This is a genomic window from Pseudomonas sp. AF03-9 (assembly GCF_020515815.1).
GTDB lineage: Bacteria > Pseudomonadota > Gammaproteobacteria > Pseudomonadales > Pseudomonadaceae > Aquipseudomonas.
Genome location: NZ_JAHPJF010000016.1, coordinates 86,981 through 103,594 on the forward strand (window position 1 = coordinate 86,981; position 16,614 = coordinate 103,594).

Consider the following 16,614-nt stretch of genomic DNA (forward strand, 5'->3'; position numbering starts at 1 on the left):
AGGAAGTCATGAAGTCGCACAACGTGAAGATCCTGGGTGCACTGCTGCTGGCCTCTATTGGGAGGGCACACGCTCAGGATGATGATGTTGAAGGCATGAGCGGCCTGCTGAACATCAACGGGTCCATGCATGAAACCCCCTGCATTCTGGAAATGACATCGATGCATCAAACGATCGATCTCGGGGCCATCTCGACTAGCCAATTACGACGCCCTGGTGACCAGGCAAGCCCGGTCGCCTTTCAACTGCGCTTTGCCGATTGCCAACGCAAAGCCGGTGGCATCCGCAGTGAACGCACGGGCAACCTGGTGTGGAGTGCCTTTCAACCCGTGGTGTCAGTGGCGTTTTACGCACCCGCCGATGCTGATGACCCCCGCTTGGTCAAGGTACAAGGCATCACGGGAATGGGCTTGCACCTGACCGACGCCTTGGGGCGCGATGTACAGCTGGGCTCCAGGGGCGAACCCTTGTTTTTGCCCCTGGGCAGCAATACCCAGACCTGGAATGTTCAAGCCACTCGCACCTCAGCATCCTTATCCAGCGGGGCGTTTCGGGCAGTAGTGGATTTCCGGCTCAATTATGAGTAAGCCCACAATGATAGTGAAGACAACCGGTCTTTGGGCCGTTCTGATAGGAGGTGGCCTGCAGTGGGCCGCCAGCCCAGGTGTGCAGGCTGAAACCAGCCTGGCTATCCGCGCAGTCATCATCGCGCCTCCGCCCTGTGTGATTAACGGCGGTATTACGTTGGATGTGCCTTTTGGCAACGACTTGCTGACGTCGCGGGTGGATGGGGTCAATTACCGGCGAAATGTGCCTTATACCGTCACCTGTGACTCCCCGTTCAGCAACGCGCTGAAACTGGAGCTCAAGGGCACGGCGGCCGGGTTTGACAATCGCGTGCTGAGCACTCGCAAAGCAGACCTGGGGGTAAAACTGTTCGTCAATGGCGGCGACTGGCCGCTGAATACTGCCGTGAATTTCACTTATCCGAACTTTCCAATGGTGCAAGCGGTGCCTGTCAAGCGTGTGGGCAGCAAACTGACCGGAGGGGCATTTGATGCGACCGCCACCCTGGTGGTCGATTATCAATGAAGAGGAATGATCAATGAGATGCTGGCAGCAGCGAGCGTTGCTCGCCTTGTGTTCCATCGGCCTGTGCAGCAGTGCGTTGGCCAACCTGACGTTCAGCGGAACCTTGAACGAGCCTCCGCCTTGCACCATTGATGCAGGCAACACGATTGAAGTCGACTTTGGCGATGTAGGCGTAAAGCGCGTAGACGGAGTGGAGTACCGCAAGGGAGTCCCGTACACCATCAACTGCAGCGCGGCTACCCTCCCCTGGATGCTGAAGTTGAGTGTCAACGGGACCCCCACGGCATTCGATGGTGCGGCGGTGCAAACCAGCGTGCCGGCGCTGGGTATTCGGATCTTTCAGAATGACGCGCCGTTTCCACTCAACACACCCATGGACATCGTCCTGTCGGCCCCGCCTACATTGGAAGTCGTGCCCGTCAAACAACCCGGCGCAACGCTGGCCCCCGCAAGCTTTGCGGCGGTGGCCACGCTGTTGGCTGAATACCAATAGGAGCCGTCCATGGGACATGCAAGGGAAAACAAAGGATGGACATGTGCCTGGCTGATCCTACTGCTGGCCTTCGCGCTGACACCCAAGGGGAATGCCGCGGACAACCTGCGTTTCAAGGGAAACCTGGTTGAAGAGGCTTGCACGATTCGTCCGGGTGATGAAGCAATCACGCTGGAACTTTGGGATGTGACCAGCAAGCACCTCTACATCAATACGCGCACTCAAGGTAAGGGGTTCAAGGTGCATCTGGAGAACTGTGATACCTCGATTGGAGACACGGTCAGCATCATGCTGGGCGGCACAGAAAACAGGAACCTGCCCGGACTGTTCGCACTGGATGGTAGCAGCGGCGCCACGGGCATCGGGCTCGGCATAGAGACACCGAATAACAAGCCGTTACCCGTGAACACCGTCAGCGACAAACAGGTGTTGAACAATGGCAGTAACGTCATTGAGCTCAAAGCCTACGTGCAGGGCGAACCGGACGCAATCAAGGACCAAACCATCGGGCACGGCAGGTACACAGTGACCTCCACGTTCACGCTGGACTATCCGTAACGACCTCAGATAAACCTCATCTCTCCCCGGTCGGCCTTAAAGAACGGACGGCGTGCTCGCCGAGCGAACCCCGGGTAGAGGGGCAAAAGAGAAGTACACATGAAACGACTATACGGAGCCATTGCGCTCCTCATCTTGACGGGCATTACGACGACAGTGAGCGCTGCAGACTGCCGCGTAAATAGTGGCGCTTGGCAGCATGTAGGCGCAGGCGGAACTTTAAACCTGCAGGTCCCCGTCACCGTCCGGGTGAGCGCTGACAGTACCCGTCTGCTCCTTGAGGGGGCTAGGCTGGAGTGCCGATTCACGCCCGGCCAGCCATTTCCGACATTTTTAGACCTGTGGAGAACCTCGGCACTGGCCGGCGCGCCTTGGACACCCGGCCCCAAATTTGTCAGCCAAGGTACGGGCTTGCGAATAAATGGCACGCACTATAACACCCCAGTCCCCTATGAATTGTACTTGGCATCAATGCTCAATAACGGCATAGGTGTGCCAATCGACGTAACGCCCTATATCTTGATCCGCAACAACCCGACGAACCCTATCGACATTCGAATAGGGGACACCCTTGGGGTATTACGCTTGCGCCAGACAAACAACTACAACACTACGAGTACACTGCTGGTTGTCACATACACCGCAGCCAACAACTTTACCGTTTCCCCATCAACCTGCACGATCAACAACAATAATCCGATCGAAATCAACTTTGGCACCGTCAACCAGAGGGAAATCGGCACCGACCCATTGACCACGCCGATCCGCAGCAATCGCAGACTGACCTACTCATGCCCGGCCGGCGGGATTACCTCCCCCATCACCATTACCTATAAAGGTACGCCCTCTTCGTTTGATTCGCGGCTGCTGAGGATGACCAATACGGACGTCGGCACAGCGTTGATCCGGGCGGGATCAGCGGTACAAGTCAACGGTAGATTCCTGACGCAGATCACCAACAGTGTCGGAGGGGACGATGTGACGTTCACGCTGGTTCGCCGAGCGGGTTCACTGCCTGCCGCTGGGGCCATTTCCGGTAGCGGCGTACTCGTGATGGGCGTGCCATGAGCCGCACAAAACGTTGAGCCACGATCATTCTGGTGCTTGCCGAGGGCGTGCAGTCGCAGCGTGTATTCTGTGACTGCGTGCCAGGTGGCAGTCCGCTATAATCTCGCCTCAACGCCCCACGACTGTGTCAGCGTCCCCTCCAACACCCTCAATGATGAGCCTCTATGAACAAGTTTCTGGCACTGATTGCAGTCCTGGCGCTCGCCGGGTGCACCACCACTTCTGACGTCTATCTGAAAAACGGCGAGCAAGGCCTGACCGTCGATTGCTCGGGCGAGGCCAACTCGTGGGCCAGTTGCTACGAAAAGGCCGACGCCTCGTGTGCAGGCACCGGCTACCGCATCGTCGGCACCGAGGGCACGCCGGCCTTGAGTGAAGACGACAAAACCCTGGGCAAAGACGTCGGCAACTATAAAAGCCGCAGCGTCGTGGTGGTGTGCAAATAGGCTACAGGTGAATCTCGGCGAACTTGATACCTAGCCCGCGCAGGGTTTCGGTCAGGTCATCGAGGCTGGCAAAGGACTCGACTTCATCGTGTTCGTCCACCAGAAAAAAACTGCGCCCGCCGCTTTTCTTGAAGAAGACGATCCACTCGCCAAGGTCGGCGGGATTCTGGATGACATGGGTGGCCGAGATCTGACCCTCGGCGTGACGGGCGGTGACGTGTTCACGTTTCATATCGAATATTCCGTAACGGCATCAGCCAGAAATGCAATCTTCCCCAGCCTTTTTCACATCACCCGGACGGATCGGCACATTGGACATGCTCTCGTAGAGCTTGATGCTACTGCCGCTGGAGCGTTCTTCAATTTCAAAAATCGCTGAAGGGTCGGCGGAAAACTTCTGCGGTACGATCACCCGTACACCATCCTTGTGCGGCTCGATCTGCGGCGGACGACGGGTGGTCGATAGTTTGCGCACCACACAAGCGGCATATTCCTGCGGCTTCTTGCCGGAAATGACCGCAAGGGTGGGCGGGGTCTGCTTGATATCGGCAACCGAAGCACAGCCACCTATCGCCAGGGCCAAAACCAACACACTCCACTTCATACAAAACCTCCGATAAAGATCCTACGACAGCGGGGATGGTAATTTTCTCCCGCCCACGTAGGATTTATCCCTGATAACTCGAGAAATAACTGTTTTAAATTGTCGATGTCATCGACAACGGCCCGATAATAAAAGCGCTGGGGCTGATAAACTCTATCTTAACCTACGTATCGTTCTGATTTTTCAGAAAAAGTCCTTCTGGAGACGCCCCCCATGAAATTCATCCACCAGCGCGAGCACCTCAATGAGGGAGACATTGTCGTCATCGAATGCTCACAGACTTGTAATATCCGTCTGATGAGCGACGCAAATTTCCGCAGCTTCAAGAATGGCGGCCGCCACACCTACCACGGCGGCGCGTTCGACAAGTTCCCAGCCAAGATCACCGCACCGAGCACCGGTTTCTGGAACATCACGCTGGATGTGGTCACCCGCCGCGCCATCAGCGTGACCCGCAAACCAGCGCTGTCCCACAAGATCCGTATCGTCCGTCGTACCAGCACCAAACTGAGCTGATCCGGGCCCTTCACAGGAAACAAGCAGTGACCACCACCAAATACGTCATCAAGTACAAACTCAACGGCGAGCGCCGTTTCGAGTTCGCCCAACTGCACAGCAACAGCGTGGAAGAAGCCAAGCAAGCCCTGGCCAAGATTCACGATGCCAGTGATGAAATTACCGACATCACTGTGAGCAAGGCGCTGTAAGCCGATGTCCGGCCCCACTGCTGACCTGTTTGCCGATGACGCCCTGCAACAACCCGCAGGGCGTGAACAAATCGGCGATGAGTCCTACGTGCTAAGGGGCTATGCCCTGCCCTGGATCGATCGCCTTCTGCCCGCGCTACGCGGCATTCTGGCGCAATCCCCGTTTCGGCAAATGGTGACCCCTGGCGGCTTTACCATGTCGGCAGCACTGAGCAGTTGTGGTGCGCTGGGCTGGACCAGCGCGCACCACGGCTACCGCTACACCTCGTTGGACCCGCGCAGCCAGCAGCCTTGGCCAGCGATGCCCGATGAGTTGCGTGAACTGGCCGTGCTGGCCGCGGCAGATGCCGGTTTCATCGACTTCAGCCCCGACGCCTGCCTGATCAACCGCTACGTTGCGGGTGCGAAAATGTCCCTGCACCAGGACAAGAATGAGCGGCGCTTCGACGCGCCCGTGGTATCGGTGTCCCTCGGTTTGCCGGCGATTTTCCTGTTTGGTGGCCATGAACGCAGTGACAAGACGCAAAAAATTTCGCTGTTTCATGGTGACGTGGTTGTGTGGGGCGGCGTTGACCGCCTGCGTTTTCACGGCGTGATGCCAATCAAGGAAGGCCTGCACCCGATCATGGGCCCGCAACGCATCAACCTGACGTTTCGCACGGCAGGATAATTCGAGCGCAAGCTTCAGAGTGTCAGGCCGGTGCGCTGCGTTTAATCTGCGCATCTCCATTCAGAGTGCAGAGGCCATGAAAACCGAACAAGACCCGCGCTGGGCCGCCGTCGTCGCCCGCGACCCCAAGGCCGATACGCTGTTCGTCTATGCGGTCAAAACCACCGGTGTGTATTGCCGCCCCAGCAGCGCCTCGCGGTTGCCACGCCCGGAAAATATCCAGTTCTTCGACACTCCGGCGCAAGCCGAGGCCGCAGGCTACCGCGCGAGTAAACGCGCGGCCGGCGATCAGACCCAATTGGCGGAACACCACGCGCACCTGGTGGCCGAGGCGTGCCGCCAGATTGAGCAGGCCGACGCCCCGCCCAGCCTCAGCACGCTGGCCGCGCACGCCGGGCTCAGCCCCTACCATTTTCATCGCGTGTTCAAAGCCGTCACCGGCCTGACGCCCAAGGCGTACGCCAACGCCCGGCGCTCACGCAAAGTGCGCGAGGCGCTCAAGGGCCAGCATTCGGTCACAGATGCGCTGTATGACGCTGGCTTCAACTCCAACAGCCGCTTTTATGAATCTGCCGACCAACTGCTCGGCATGACGCCCAGCGACTACAAGGCCGGCGGTACCAACAGCGCAATGTTGTTTGCCGTCGGCCAATGCTCGTTGGGGGCGATTCTGGTCGCACAAAGTCGCCGTGGCGTCTGCGCGATCCTGCTGGGCGATGACCCGGACGCGCTGGTGCGTGATCTACAGGATCAGTTCCCCAAGGCCGAACTGGTGGGCGCTGACCGCGGCTTTGAACAGTTGATCGCGCAAGTCGTGGGTTTTATCGAAACCCCCGCCCTGGGCCTGGACTTGCCGCTGGACCTGCGTGGCACGGCCTTTCAGCAACGGGTATGGCAAGCCTTGCGGGACATTCCGCTGGGTAGCACCGCCAGCTATGCGCAGATCGCCGAGCGTATCGGCGCGCCCAAGTCGTACCGCGCGGTGGCCCAGGCGTGTGGGGCAAACAACCTGGCGGTGGCCATTCCCTGTCACCGCGTTGTGCGCAGCAACGGCGAGCTATCGGGTTACCGCTGGGGGGTGGAACGCAAGCGGCGCTTGCTGGAGCGCGAAGGCCAGCCTTGAGCATCACGAAAATGTACCTGCGTCCAGTGAATAAAACAGACTGGCCGACCGCCAAGGGCCCTGCTAAAACAGCGAAAAATCCTACTAAAGCTGGAGACGCACCCCATGAGCACCTGGCCAGAAACCCGCCTTCTTGACCTGCTGGGCATTGAAGTGCCGATCATTCAAGCGCCGATGGCCGGGGCGACGACCGCTGCCATGGTCATCGACGCCAATGCGGCCGGCGCGCTCGGCTCGCTGCCGGCGGCAACCCTGAGCATCGAGCAACTGCGTGAAGCCTTGACCACTATCCGCCAAGGCAGCACGCGCCCGATCAACGTCAACTTCTTCTGCCACCAACCGCCCGAACCGGATGAAGCCGGCGATCAGCGCTGGAAAGCATTGCTGGAACCCTACTACCGCGAGCTGGGCGCTGACTTCGAGGCGCCTACGCCGGTATCCAATCGTGCGCCGTTCAACGACGCCGCCTGCCAAGTGGTTGAAGAGTTCCGCCCCGAAGTCGTCAGTTTCCACTTCGGCCTGCCGGAAAAAGCCTTGCTGGAGCGTGTGAAAGCTACCGGGGCGAAGGTACTGTCATCGGCCACGACTGTCGAAGAAGCAATCTGGCTGGAACAACACGGCTGCGACGCGATCATTGCCATGGGCATTGAAGCTGGCGGGCATCGTGGGATGTTCCTGAGCGACGACCTCAACACTCAAATCGGTTTGTTCGCGCTGCTGCCGCAGATCGTCGACGCCGTGAATGTACCGGTGATTGCCGCCGGAGGTATTGCCGACGCGCGTGGGATTGTGGCGGCGTTCGCCTTGGGCGCTTCGGCCGTGCAGGTAGGAACGGCGTATCTATTTACGCCCCAAGCCAGCGTCAGCGCAGCCCACCGCCATGCACTGCGCCATGCCCAGGCAAGTGAAACCGCGCTGACCAACCTGTTCACCGGGCGGCCGGCACGCGGCATCCTCAACCGGGTCATGCGCGAGTTGGGCCCGATCAATATCCTGGCGCCGGCCTTTCCAAGGTCCGGGGGCGCGCTGATGCCGCTCAAGGCCAAGGATGAAGCGGGTTTCAGCAACCTGTGGTCAGGCCAGGCGTTGCGCCTGGGCAAAGAGCTGTCCACCTATGACCTGACGCGCCAATTGGCCGAACAGACCCTGGCCAAACTCAAGAAGAACTGACACCTGGGGCAACTTGGCACTGTACCGGCAATGGCCAACCGCTATATATTCCCGTAGATAGCGGTAAAGCCTTCTCCCTATAACAAGCCGTACACCCTTTAAGGAGCTGCTCTATGAAGATTCGGGTCTCACGCCTGGCCGCGTTGGTCGCCGCCCTCACCGTTGGTGCGGCCCACGCCGACGAAGTGCAAGTCGCCGTCGCCGCCAACTTCACCGCACCGATCCAGGCAATTGCCGCCGATTTCGAAAAAGACACCGGCCACAAACTGGTCGCGGCCTACGGCGCCACCGGCCAGTTCTACACCCAGATCAAGAACGGCGCGCCATTCGAAGTGTTCCTTGCCGCCGATGACACCACCCCGCAAAAACTGGAAACCGAAGGCGACACCGTCAAAGGCTCGCGCTTCACCTACGCCGTCGGCACCCTGGCGCTGTGGTCGGCCAAAGACGGTTATGTAGACGCCAAGGGTGAAGTCTTGAAGAAGAACGAATTCAAGCACCTGTCCATCGCCAACCCGAAAGCTGCGCCATACGGCCTGGCCGCGACCCAAGTGCTGGCCAAAGAAGGCCTGACCGACAAGGTCAAGGACAAGCTCGTCGAAGGCCAGAACATCACCCAGGCCTATCAGTTCGTCTCCACCGGGAATGCCGAAGTGGGCTTCGTGGCCTTGTCGCAGATCTATAAAGACGGCAAAGTCACCAGCGGTTCGGCGTGGATTGTCCCTTCGTCCCTGCATGACCCGATCAAACAGGACGCGGTGATCCTCAACAAGGGCAAGGACAGCGTGGCTGCCAAGGCCTTGGTTGAATACCTGAAAGGGCCGAAGGCCGCGGCCGTTATCAAGTCCTACGGTTACGAGCTCTAAATGCCGCTAACGAGTGCCGATTTTTCCGCCATCTGGTTGACCATCAAGCTGGCGTCACTGACCACAGTGATCCTACTGGTCATCGGCACTCCGATTGCCCTGTGGCTGTCGCGCACCCGTTCCTGGTGGCGCGGCCCCATCGGTGCAATCGTCGCCTTGCCATTGGTGTTGCCACCGACGGTCATCGGTTTCTACCTGCTGTTGACCATGGGCCCCAACGGTTACTTCGGCCAGTTCACCCAATGGCTGGGCCTGGGTACCCTGACTTTCAGTTTCTCCGGGCTGGTGATCGGCTCGGTGATCTATTCCATGCCATTCGTGGTGCAACCGCTGCAAAACGCGTTCTGCGCTATCGGCACACGTCCCTTGGAAGTCGCCGCGACATTGCGCGCCAATCCTTGGGACACCTTCTTCAGCGTAATCCTGCCCCTGGCTCGCCCCGGCTTTATCACCGCTGCGATCCTCGGCTTTGCCCACACCGTGGGTGAGTTCGGCGTGGTACTGATGATCGGTGGCAATATCCCGGACAAGACCCGCGTGGTCTCGGTGCAGATCTACGACCATGTCGAAGCCATGGAATATGCCCAGGCCCATTGGCTGGCGGGCTCCATGGTGGTGTTCGCGTTCCTCGTGTTGCTGGCGCTCTACTCAAGCCGTAAAACCAAGATGGGTTGGAGCTGACCACGATGATTGATGCACGCCTGCAATTGAACTACTCGGGCTTTGCCCTCGACGTGAACCTGCAACTGCCCGGTCGTGGCGTGACGGCGTTGTTCGGGCATTCCGGCTCCGGCAAGACCACCTGCCTGCGTGCCATCGCCGGGCTGGAACGGGCCGAACACGGCTTTGTGAAGATCAACGATGAAGTCTGGCAAGACAGCGCCAAGGGCCTGTTCGTACCGCCGCACAAACGCGCGCTGGGTTATGTGTTTCAAGAGGCGAGTCTGTTCCCGCATTTGTCGGTGCGCGCCAACCTGGAATTCGGCCTCAAGCGCATTGCACGTCAGCAACGTCGCGTAGACATGGGCCACGCCACCGCACTGCTGGGCATCGGCCACTTGCTCGAGCGCCACCCCCAGCACTTGTCCGGCGGCGAGCGCCAACGCGTCGGCATCGCCCGAGCCCTGCTCACCAGCCCCCGGTTGTTGTTGATGGATGAACCCCTGGCGGCCCTCGACAGCAAGCGCAAAGGCGAAATCCTGCCGTACCTCGAACGCCTGCACGATGAGCTGGACATCCCGGTGCTGTACGTCAGCCATGCCCAGGATGAAGTCGCCCGCCTGGCCGATCACCTTGTCTTGCTCAGTGACGGCAAGGCCCTGGCCAGTGGCCCCATCGGTGAAACCCTGGCACGGCTCGATCTGCCCATGGCCTCGGGCGACGACGCCGGCGTGGTGATCAATGGCACGGTCAGCGCCTATGACACACATTACCAACTGCTGACCCTGCAACTGCCCGCCAGTGCCTTGCACATGCGCGTGGCCCATGCGCCGCTGGCGGTGGGCAAGGCGCTGCGGATCAAGGTGCAGGCGCGTGACGTGAGCCTCAGCCTGCAGGCGGAAGAACACAGCAGCATCCTCAATCGCCTGCCAGTGACGGTCACCCAGGAAATCGGCGCCGACAATAACGCCCACGTGCTGGTACGCCTGGATGCCGCAGGCACACCGCTGCTGGCGCGCATCACGCGTTTTTCCCGCGACCAGTTGCAACTGCATCCCGGCCAGACGCTGTGGGCGCAGATCAAGGCGGTGGCGGTCCTCGCCTGAGCAAGCTTTTGGCACGACTGCACACGGCTGCGGTCAATCAGGCATACCGGCCTGATTGTTGCCAAGGAACCGCACCATGCCTGACACCGACCTCCCCCATGACCTGCATTACGTCGACGACACCCAGCCCGGCATCCGCCGCAAGACGCTGCGGGGCAAGTTCCAGTACTTCGATCCCCGCGGGGTACGCATCCGCGACGCCGATGAGATCCAGCGCCTGAACGCCCTGGCCGTGCCGCCCGCCTATACCGACGTATGGATCTGCGCCGACCCGCGTGGACATCTCCAGGCCACCGGCCGGGATGCCCGCGGGCGCAAGCAGTATCGCTACCACGCACGCTGGCGCGAAGTGCGCGACAGTGACAAGTATTCGCGCCTGCAGGCATTCGGCAAGGCCCTGCCCAAGCTGCGCAAGCAACTGCAAGCGCAAATCGCCGCGCCGGGATTCACCCGCGAAAAGGTCCTGGCCACGGTGGTGATGCTGCTCGACGCCACACTGATTCGCGTCGGCAACACCCAATACGCACGGGACAACAAATCCTACGGACTGACGACCCTGCGCAACCGCCATGTGGGTATCAAGGGCAGCGAGATCCGCTTCCAGTTCCGTGGCAAAAGCGGCGTCGAACATCAGGTCAGCGTCAAGGACCGGCGCCTGGCCACGGTGGTCAAGCGCTGCCTGGAGTTGCCGGGACAGAACCTGTTCCAGTACCTGGACGAAGACGGCGAGCGCCATACCGTCAGCTCCCAGGATGTGAACGCGTACCTGCACAGCCTCACCGGCGCCGACTTCACCGCCAAGGACTACCGCACCTGGGCCGGCACCGCACTGGCACTCGCGGTATTGCGTGAGTTGGAGTGGCAGCCGGAATCCGACGCCAAGCGCCACGTGGTGGCGACGGTCAAGGACGTCGCCAAGCAACTGGGCAACACCCCGGCGGTGTGCCGCAAATGTTATATCCACCCGGCTGTGCTGGAGCATTTCAGCCTGGGTGAACTGTCCAGGCTGCCCAAGCCGCGGGTACGCAAAGGGCTCAAGGCGGAAGAGGTGGCGCTGGCGATGTTTCTGGAGCAGCTAGCCGCAGACTTGCCGAGAAAAGCCCAGCCGGGTTAGGCTTTGCATCCCTTCTGACTCCCGGGACGACCGCCGACGTGAACAACTAAGCCTTCCAAAATGTATCTGCAACAAGCCGCCCGGCGCGCTTGTTGGCCTGTCGACATTTTTCTGGAGGTGCTGATGACTGACGTCAAACGCCTGCCCGCATTGGTTTCCCTGCAACACCTGTGCTTTCAGTTCGCCAATGGCGAAACATTGCTGCAAGACCTGACCCTGTCCATCGACCACACGCCGACCGGCATCGTCGGGCGCAACGGACGGGGCAAAAGTATCCTCGCCAAATTGATTGCCGGGCGGCTGCAGCCCTCCACTGGCACACTGAATCGTACGGCCAGCGTGGCCTACGTGCCGCAAAGCCTGGATGTCGCCCAAGGCGACACCATCGCCCATCTGACAGGCACAGCACTGACCTTGGCTGCACTTGAACGCATGGCCGAGGGCACTGCGCAGCTGCATGATCTAGAGCTGATCGATGATCGCTGGGACCTGCACGAACGCCTGCGCAGCGCGCTGGATAGCGCAGGGTTGGCGCACCTCGCGCCGCAAAGCCCGGCCGCTCAGCTCAGCGGTGGCCAATTGGCACGGGTCGCGCTGATCGGCGCGTTGCTGGCGGCCCCACAACTATTAGTGCTCGATGAGCCCACCAACCACCTCGACAGCAGCGGCCGCGACTGGCTGCTGCAACAGTTGGCGGGTTGGCGCGGCGGCCTGGTGGTGGTCAGCCACGACCGGCAACTGCTCAACAGCCTGGGGCGCATCATCGAACTCTCACCCCTTGGCGCCCAGGTCTATGGCGGCAACTACGATGCCTACCGCCTGCAACGCGACGCCGAACAGCAGGCTGCGGTCGCAGCCCTGGAACATGCCCGCCTGGCCCGCAGCCGCGAAAGACGGCGCCTGCAAACCGAGCATGACAGCCTGCAACGCCATGCCGCGCGCGCGCGCAAACAAGCCGAAACGGCTAACGTGGACCGCTTCACCAAGGCACGCTGGAAAAGTACCGCCAGCGAAATCGTCAGCACTGCGCGCAGCGCGCACTCGGTCCACAAGCACGAGCTCGACGCCCAGGTGCGTCAGGCCTACGAGCGGGTGCAAGATGAAACGCCGACCTTGCTGGCGCCGCCCGCCTCGACCGTGCCCAAGCGGCGACAGGTGCTGGACCTGGTGGATGTTCAACTGCCGTGGCTGCCGCACACCCGCCTCAACCTTCATCTTGCGGGCGCCGTTCGCGTCGCCGTGCGCGGGCCGAACGGCTGCGGCAAGTCCACGTTGCTCGCGCTGCTGGCGGGCCAATGGCGGGCGGTCAGTGGGGTCTGCCGCGTACATGTGCCCTGCACCTATATTGATCAACACCTCGCGTTACTCGACGATCAACGCTCCGTCATCGAGCAGCTCCAACTACTCGGCACGCCGATGGCCGAAGCCGAACTGCGTAGCCGTTTGGCGCTGTTGCAACTGGACGCCTTACGGGTAACTCAACCGCTTGGGCAGCTCAGTGGCGGCGAACGCATAAAGGCGGCGATGGCGATTGCCTTATGGCGCGCAACGCCGGCACAGTTGCTGCTGTTGGACGAGCCGACCAACCATTTGGATCTGGAGTCGATACTCGCGTTTGAACGGGCATTACACGGTTTTACCGGCGCAATGTTGGTGGCGTCCCACGATCAAGCGTTCATGCGTGCAATCCGGCCGACGCACTGCTTGACCTGGGAAAACGAGGGCTGGCGCCTGGAGTGTGTCTGAGGTCATTGCGCGGGGTGTCAAAGCGGCCTACCGTAGTGGCCGAATAATTTCACCCAGGAGCCCGGCCCCATGCTGCCTTCGTCCCCCAAGCCATACGTGAATGCTGCACTTGCCCACCGCCAGCGCTGGCGCGGTCGGGTCGGGATGATGCTGGTGGCCAGCCTTTCGGTGTTGGCGGGCATGACCGATGCGATTGGCTTTATGGCCAGTGGTGATTTTGTTTCGTTCATGAGCGGCAACACCACGCGTCTGGCGGTGGCAATCAGTGCGGGAGATCTGGGCTTGACGGGACGCTTGCTGTTGCTCGTCGCTACCTTTGTCATCGGCAACGCGTTGGGCGTGGTGGTCAGCCGCTTCAGCCGTCGGCATGCCCTGCCGCTGCTGCTGTGTATTGCTGCCTTGTTGTGCGTTGGCGCCTGGTTGCCGATGGTCGATGCGCTACCCGCCTTGCTGGCGGCAATCCTGGCGATGGGCATGCTCAATGCGGCGGTCGAAGAGGTCAATGGTTTGCCGGTGGGGCTGACGTACGTAACGGGTGCGCTGTCGCGCTTTGGCCGCGGCCTGGGGCGCTGGTTGCTGGGAGAACGCCGCAATGGTTGGCGTGTGCAACTGATTCCGTGGACTGGAATGTTTGTCGGCGCGGTGATCGGGGCGGTGCTGGAGCAGCAGATGGGCCTCAAGGCGCTGTTGGTCAGCGGCGGATTGGCGGCGGCGTTGGGGGTATTGTCGCTGAAGATTCCCCGGCGCTGGCACTTGGGTTATATGCCCCGCTAGAGGAAAAAGATGCTCGTCCGACGCTTCGGCCTCGACGTCCGTGTACTGGTAAAGAGCCATCACGCCGAACGAGCGGGGGGAATGATAAGCCAATGTCCGGCGGCTGTCCCGCCGGGCAATTCCTAAATCCGCTAAGGCAATGGATTACAGGCAAGTCGCGAGTGCTGCCAGGCGACGCTTGGCAGGCATGTTGTCTTCAATGGCGTAATACTTGACGCTGGCACCCGCGCCCGCGCTTTGCACGTCGACAAAGTAGTCGCCACCGGTGGTGTACACGGTAAAACCGCCCGCCCCGTTCGGCTCCTTGAAGCCGCCGGCGTCCACGCCAAATACGCTCTCATCCTGCCAGCCGAACTGGATGCACTGCGCAACCACCAACGTGGCTTTGTCCGAAGCCAGGGTTTTGTAGGGCGTACCGGAGCGCGCCTCTTTCATCTTCGAACCTGCGCAACCGGCCAGCGCTGCCAGTACCAATGCGCCCATTACCACTTTGTGCATGCCATTGCTCCCCAGGAAAAAACGCGACTCTACCATTTGCGCGCGACGGCGGGGCCAAAGCTGGCGCGGTCTGGCACATGGCATTATGATGCCGCGGTTGATCTCACTGAGGAGGTCAACGGGATATTCTCTACAAGGAAGCGTCATGAAAGATTTCGTCATCAGCGTCAACAACACCGTTCTCTACATCGCCTTGGCCTTTGTTTGGCTGATTGGCCTGGTGTCGATGTTCAGTGCGAGCTTTCTATCGGGCCTGGCGGTCCTGGTCGGCGGTACGTTGACGTGGTGCATCATCTCCGGCTTCTGGTTCGTCCAGTCGGCCACGTATGAAGAACTGCGCAAGCTCAACGCCAAAAACTGATATGACAAGGCAGCCCCACACGGGGCTGCCTTGCTGTCGGCGGGATGAATTTAGTTTCACTGTGAAGGGAGAACGCGCCATCTATAGTGGCCGGGCTCATTTTTTTAAAGCCTCCCTTCTGCCCGCCCTCCCGCGGGCTTTTTTTCGCCTGGACGTCAGAGCAGCCAGCGCAACAGATAGAACAACGCCATGCTCAGCAGCACGGTGAGCAACACGTTGCGCGTCCAGTACATCAACGCCACCGCGCTGATGCCCGCGAGGAAGTACGGGTTGGCCGGGCTCAGGTTGAGTTGGTGGTCGGCGAGAAAAATGATCGGCCCGCAGATCGCCGTGAGCATGCCCGGCACCGCAAACCCAAGAAACTCCCGCGCGCCACGGTTAAGGCGCACCGGCAGGCGCGGCTCGATAAACAGATAGCGGTTGAGAAACACTGCCAGGCCCATCGCCACAATCATGATGAAGATCATTGCTGCCCTACCCCCAATCGCTTGCACGCATAGCCTGCGCTCATCCCCAGTACACCGGAGACCACCACCGCCGACTCCCAGTGCAGGAAGCTCAGCCAGACCGAAAACAGCAACGCCACGGCCACGCAGACCACGGTCGGCACATCGCGCACCACCGGGGTGATCAGCGCGATAAAGGTGGCGGCGATGGAAAACTCCAGGCCCAGTTGATCCAGGCCGGGAATGCTCTTGCCAAGCACGATGCCGGCCAGGGTGAACAGATTCCAGACGATGTAGAACGTCAGGCCGACCCCCAGTGCGTACCAGCGGTTGAAGGTTTCGCGATCATAGTGGCTGACCAGGGCAAAGAATTCGTCGGTGAGCAAAAAGCCCAGGCTCATGCGCCAGCGCGTGTTGAGCGCCGACAGCGTGGGACGCATGTGCATGCCATAGAGCAGATGCTGGGAGGTCAGCAGCACAGTGGTCAGCAGGATGGAAATCAGGCTCGCGCCGCTCTTGACCATGCCAATGGCCACCAACTGCGCGGCACCGGCGAACACGATGGCCGACAACCCTTGAGCTTCCAGCGGGGTGAATTGCGCATCGATGGCCATGGAGCCGGCCAGCAGCCCCCACGGCGCACAGGCCAGGGACAACGGAATGACGGCGATTGCGCCGCGTGCGAAGGCGTAATGAGGCAAGGCGGTAGGCATGGAAACAGCTCATCGACAGACAGTCGACAAGCATGCCAGCGCAACAAGGGGCTTGTCTTGAACGATCTTGCTCAGGCGAGCCGCACAGACACCTGTTCCACCGAGTCCCGCGCTTCGCGCAACTCGTGGGCGTCTTGATTCAGGCGATGAATAGTATTGAGCAAGCGCTGGCGCAGCACTTCATCGCCGAGTTTTTCGACGGCGCGCATCAGGTCGAACGCCGCGGTTTCGTTATTTTCCGCGACGGAATCGAGGGTCTTGCGCAGGTTGCGAGTGGCACGGGTCACGCGGGGGCTTCCTTCATCAGCAATGGGCAGGCACTTTAGGACATTCGTGTTTCATTTTAATTTCAAACACTTGTGGCTGATTTGAGGAGCGTTGATCCATATCAATCGTAAC

24 protein-coding genes are annotated in these 16,614 nt (G+C 60.5%); 18 read left to right on the forward strand and 6 right to left on the reverse strand.

Annotation, left to right across the window (positions count from 1 at the left end):
• The first annotated feature begins 8 nt into the window (after positions 1-8).
• From LIY36_RS20280 to LIY36_RS20305, 6 genes are all read left to right on the forward strand, one after another.
• Complete coding sequence (locus tag LIY36_RS20280) at positions 9-587, forward strand: fimbrial protein (RefSeq protein ID WP_226456843.1); 579 nt, start codon at positions 9-11, stop codon at positions 585-587.
• A complete protein-coding gene (locus LIY36_RS20285; RefSeq protein WP_226456845.1) occupies positions 580-1,092 on the forward strand; it encodes a fimbrial protein in 513 nt (170 codons plus the stop codon). The genes LIY36_RS20280 and LIY36_RS20285 overlap by 8 nt, the downstream gene beginning before the upstream one ends.
• Before the next feature lie 13 nt (positions 1,093-1,105).
• Positions 1,106-1,585, forward strand: a complete 480-nt coding sequence (locus tag LIY36_RS20290; RefSeq protein WP_226456846.1) for a fimbrial protein — start codon at positions 1,106-1,108, stop codon at positions 1,583-1,585.
• Between the two features lie 9 nt (positions 1,586-1,594).
• Complete coding sequence (locus LIY36_RS20295) at positions 1,595-2,143, forward strand: fimbrial protein (protein ID WP_226456847.1); 549 nt, start codon at positions 1,595-1,597, stop codon at positions 2,141-2,143.
• A gap of 99 nt (positions 2,144-2,242) precedes the next feature.
• Positions 2,243-3,211, forward strand: a complete 969-nt coding sequence (locus LIY36_RS20300) for a fimbrial protein (RefSeq protein ID WP_226456848.1) — start codon at positions 2,243-2,245, stop codon at positions 3,209-3,211.
• Between the two features lie 164 nt (positions 3,212-3,375).
• The gene (locus LIY36_RS20305) at positions 3,376-3,657 is read left to right on the forward strand and encodes a hypothetical protein (RefSeq protein WP_226456849.1); all 282 of its coding nucleotides are present in this window, start codon (positions 3,376-3,378) and stop codon (positions 3,655-3,657) included.
• Between the two features lies 1 nt (position 3,658).
• On the opposite strand, the gene LIY36_RS20310 is transcribed toward LIY36_RS20305, so the two are convergent.
• Entirely contained in the window at positions 3,659-3,889 is a 231-nt protein-coding gene (locus tag LIY36_RS20310) for a hypothetical protein (protein ID WP_192300013.1), read from the reverse strand.
• 21 nt (positions 3,890-3,910) lie between these two features.
• The gene (locus LIY36_RS20315; RefSeq protein WP_192300012.1) at positions 3,911-4,261 is read right to left on the reverse strand and encodes a hypothetical protein; all 351 of its coding nucleotides are present in this window, start codon (positions 4,259-4,261) and stop codon (positions 3,911-3,913) included.
• Between the two features lie 213 nt (positions 4,262-4,474).
• On the opposite strand from LIY36_RS20315, the gene LIY36_RS20320 reads away from it, so the two are divergent.
• The 11 genes from LIY36_RS20320 to LIY36_RS20370 all read left to right on the forward strand — a co-directional run bounded on the left by LIY36_RS20320 (position 4,475) and on the right by LIY36_RS20370 (position 14,197).
• Entirely contained in the window at positions 4,475-4,777 is a 303-nt protein-coding gene (locus tag LIY36_RS20320) for a DUF1883 domain-containing protein (protein WP_003173824.1), read from the forward strand.
• Between the two features lie 26 nt (positions 4,778-4,803).
• The gene (locus tag LIY36_RS20325) at positions 4,804-4,968 is read left to right on the forward strand and encodes a hypothetical protein (RefSeq protein ID WP_017734220.1); all 165 of its coding nucleotides are present in this window, start codon (positions 4,804-4,806) and stop codon (positions 4,966-4,968) included.
• 4 nt (positions 4,969-4,972) lie between these two features.
• Positions 4,973-5,638, forward strand: coding sequence for a DNA oxidative demethylase AlkB (gene alkB / locus LIY36_RS20330; RefSeq protein WP_226456850.1), 666 nt, complete (start codon positions 4,973-4,975; stop codon positions 5,636-5,638).
• A 76-nt stretch (positions 5,639-5,714) separates the two neighbouring features.
• Positions 5,715-6,761, forward strand: a complete 1,047-nt coding sequence (ada, locus tag LIY36_RS20335) for a bifunctional DNA-binding transcriptional regulator/O6-methylguanine-DNA methyltransferase Ada (RefSeq protein WP_226456851.1) — start codon at positions 5,715-5,717, stop codon at positions 6,759-6,761.
• A 105-nt stretch (positions 6,762-6,866) separates the two neighbouring features.
• Complete coding sequence (locus LIY36_RS20340) at positions 6,867-7,931, forward strand: NAD(P)H-dependent flavin oxidoreductase (RefSeq protein WP_226456852.1); 1,065 nt, start codon at positions 6,867-6,869, stop codon at positions 7,929-7,931.
• Positions 7,932-8,044: 113 nt separating this feature from the next.
• Positions 8,045-8,797 carry a molybdate ABC transporter substrate-binding protein gene (modA, locus tag LIY36_RS20345; RefSeq protein ID WP_226456854.1) on the forward strand — a complete coding sequence of 251 codons (753 nt, stop codon included), beginning with the start codon at positions 8,045-8,047 and terminating at the stop codon, positions 8,795-8,797.
• The gene (gene modB, locus LIY36_RS20350; RefSeq protein ID WP_192300007.1) at positions 8,798-9,478 is read left to right on the forward strand and encodes a molybdate ABC transporter permease subunit; all 681 of its coding nucleotides are present in this window, start codon (positions 8,798-8,800) and stop codon (positions 9,476-9,478) included.
• 5 nt (positions 9,479-9,483) lie between these two features.
• Entirely contained in the window at positions 9,484-10,563 is a 1,080-nt protein-coding gene (gene modC / locus LIY36_RS20355) for a molybdenum ABC transporter ATP-binding protein (RefSeq protein ID WP_226456855.1), read from the forward strand.
• Positions 10,564-10,639: 76 nt separating this feature from the next.
• Positions 10,640-11,677, forward strand: a complete 1,038-nt coding sequence (locus LIY36_RS20360) for a DNA topoisomerase IB (RefSeq protein WP_226456857.1) — start codon at positions 10,640-10,642, stop codon at positions 11,675-11,677.
• Positions 11,678-11,800: 123 nt separating this feature from the next.
• On the forward strand, positions 11,801-13,423 hold the full coding sequence (locus LIY36_RS20365; RefSeq protein ID WP_226456858.1) for an ABC-F family ATP-binding cassette domain-containing protein: 1,623 nt from the start codon (positions 11,801-11,803) through the stop codon (positions 13,421-13,423).
• Between the two features lie 69 nt (positions 13,424-13,492).
• Positions 13,493-14,197 (forward strand): YoaK family protein, encoded by a 705-nt coding sequence (locus LIY36_RS20370; RefSeq protein ID WP_192300003.1) that lies wholly within the window; start codon positions 13,493-13,495, stop codon positions 14,195-14,197.
• A 144-nt stretch (positions 14,198-14,341) separates the two neighbouring features.
• On the opposite strand, the gene LIY36_RS20375 is transcribed toward LIY36_RS20370, so the two are convergent.
• Positions 14,342-14,695 carry a hypothetical protein gene (locus tag LIY36_RS20375; protein ID WP_192300002.1) on the reverse strand — a complete coding sequence of 118 codons (354 nt, stop codon included), beginning with the start codon at positions 14,693-14,695 and terminating at the stop codon, positions 14,342-14,344.
• Positions 14,696-14,840: 145 nt separating this feature from the next.
• Between LIY36_RS20375 and LIY36_RS20380 the strand changes: the two genes are divergently transcribed.
• Positions 14,841-15,056, forward strand: coding sequence for a hypothetical protein (locus LIY36_RS20380; RefSeq protein WP_034098026.1), 216 nt, complete (start codon positions 14,841-14,843; stop codon positions 15,054-15,056).
• 155 nt (positions 15,057-15,211) lie between these two features.
• Here the strand turns inward: LIY36_RS20380 and LIY36_RS20385 are convergent, their stop codons facing one another.
• The 3 genes from LIY36_RS20385 to LIY36_RS20395 all read right to left on the reverse strand — a co-directional run bounded on the left by LIY36_RS20385 (position 15,212) and on the right by LIY36_RS20395 (position 16,502).
• On the reverse strand, positions 15,212-15,523 hold the full coding sequence (locus LIY36_RS20385; protein WP_226456859.1) for an AzlD domain-containing protein: 312 nt from the start codon (positions 15,521-15,523) through the stop codon (positions 15,212-15,214).
• Positions 15,520-16,215 carry an AzlC family ABC transporter permease gene (locus LIY36_RS20390; RefSeq protein WP_226456860.1) on the reverse strand — a complete coding sequence of 232 codons (696 nt, stop codon included), beginning with the start codon at positions 16,213-16,215 and terminating at the stop codon, positions 15,520-15,522. The genes LIY36_RS20385 and LIY36_RS20390 overlap by 4 nt, the downstream gene beginning before the upstream one ends.
• Positions 16,216-16,286: 71 nt before the next feature.
• Positions 16,287-16,502 carry a hypothetical protein gene (locus tag LIY36_RS20395; RefSeq protein ID WP_025856028.1) on the reverse strand — a complete coding sequence of 72 codons (216 nt, stop codon included), beginning with the start codon at positions 16,500-16,502 and terminating at the stop codon, positions 16,287-16,289.
• Positions 16,503-16,614: the final 112 nt, after the last annotated feature.

Bases quoted from the DNA above. Each gene is read 5' to 3' on its own strand.
- LIY36_RS20315 (WP_192300012.1), bottom strand. From the start codon at position 4,261: ATGAAGTGGAGTGTGTTGGTTTTGGCCCTGGCGATAGGTGGCTGTGCT.
- LIY36_RS20385 (WP_226456859.1), bottom strand. From the start codon at position 15,523: ATGATCTTCATCATGATTGTGGCGATGGGCCTGGCAGTGTTTCTCAAC.
- modA (WP_226456854.1), top strand. From the start codon at position 8,045: ATGAAGATTCGGGTCTCACGCCTGGCCGCGTTGGTCGCCGCCCTCACC.
- LIY36_RS20365 (WP_226456858.1), top strand. From the start codon at position 11,801: ATGACTGACGTCAAACGCCTGCCCGCATTGGTTTCCCTGCAACACCTG.
- LIY36_RS20390 (WP_226456860.1), bottom strand. From the start codon at position 16,215: ATGCCTACCGCCTTGCCTCATTACGCCTTCGCACGCGGCGCAATCGCC.
- LIY36_RS20280 (WP_226456843.1), top strand. From the start codon at position 9: ATGAAGTCGCACAACGTGAAGATCCTGGGTGCACTGCTGCTGGCCTCT.
- alkB (WP_226456850.1), top strand. From the start codon at position 4,973: ATGTCCGGCCCCACTGCTGACCTGTTTGCCGATGACGCCCTGCAACAA.
- modC (WP_226456855.1), top strand. From the start codon at position 9,484: ATGATTGATGCACGCCTGCAATTGAACTACTCGGGCTTTGCCCTCGAC.
- LIY36_RS20360 (WP_226456857.1), top strand. From the start codon at position 10,640: ATGCCTGACACCGACCTCCCCCATGACCTGCATTACGTCGACGACACC.
- LIY36_RS20290 (WP_226456846.1), top strand. From the start codon at position 1,106: ATGAGATGCTGGCAGCAGCGAGCGTTGCTCGCCTTGTGTTCCATCGGC.
- LIY36_RS20295 (WP_226456847.1), top strand. From the start codon at position 1,595: ATGGGACATGCAAGGGAAAACAAAGGATGGACATGTGCCTGGCTGATC.
- LIY36_RS20300 (WP_226456848.1), top strand. From the start codon at position 2,243: ATGAAACGACTATACGGAGCCATTGCGCTCCTCATCTTGACGGGCATT.
- LIY36_RS20320 (WP_003173824.1), top strand. From the start codon at position 4,475: ATGAAATTCATCCACCAGCGCGAGCACCTCAATGAGGGAGACATTGTC.
- LIY36_RS20340 (WP_226456852.1), top strand. From the start codon at position 6,867: ATGAGCACCTGGCCAGAAACCCGCCTTCTTGACCTGCTGGGCATTGAA.
- LIY36_RS20380 (WP_034098026.1), top strand. From the start codon at position 14,841: ATGAAAGATTTCGTCATCAGCGTCAACAACACCGTTCTCTACATCGCC.
- LIY36_RS20375 (WP_192300002.1), bottom strand. From the start codon at position 14,695: ATGCACAAAGTGGTAATGGGCGCATTGGTACTGGCAGCGCTGGCCGGT.
- LIY36_RS20310 (WP_192300013.1), bottom strand. From the start codon at position 3,889: ATGAAACGTGAACACGTCACCGCCCGTCACGCCGAGGGTCAGATCTCG.
- LIY36_RS20370 (WP_192300003.1), top strand. From the start codon at position 13,493: ATGCTGCCTTCGTCCCCCAAGCCATACGTGAATGCTGCACTTGCCCAC.
- modB (WP_192300007.1), top strand. From the start codon at position 8,798: ATGCCGCTAACGAGTGCCGATTTTTCCGCCATCTGGTTGACCATCAAG.
- ada (WP_226456851.1), top strand. From the start codon at position 5,715: ATGAAAACCGAACAAGACCCGCGCTGGGCCGCCGTCGTCGCCCGCGAC.
- LIY36_RS20305 (WP_226456849.1), top strand. From the start codon at position 3,376: ATGAACAAGTTTCTGGCACTGATTGCAGTCCTGGCGCTCGCCGGGTGC.
- LIY36_RS20285 (WP_226456845.1), top strand. From the start codon at position 580: ATGAGTAAGCCCACAATGATAGTGAAGACAACCGGTCTTTGGGCCGTT.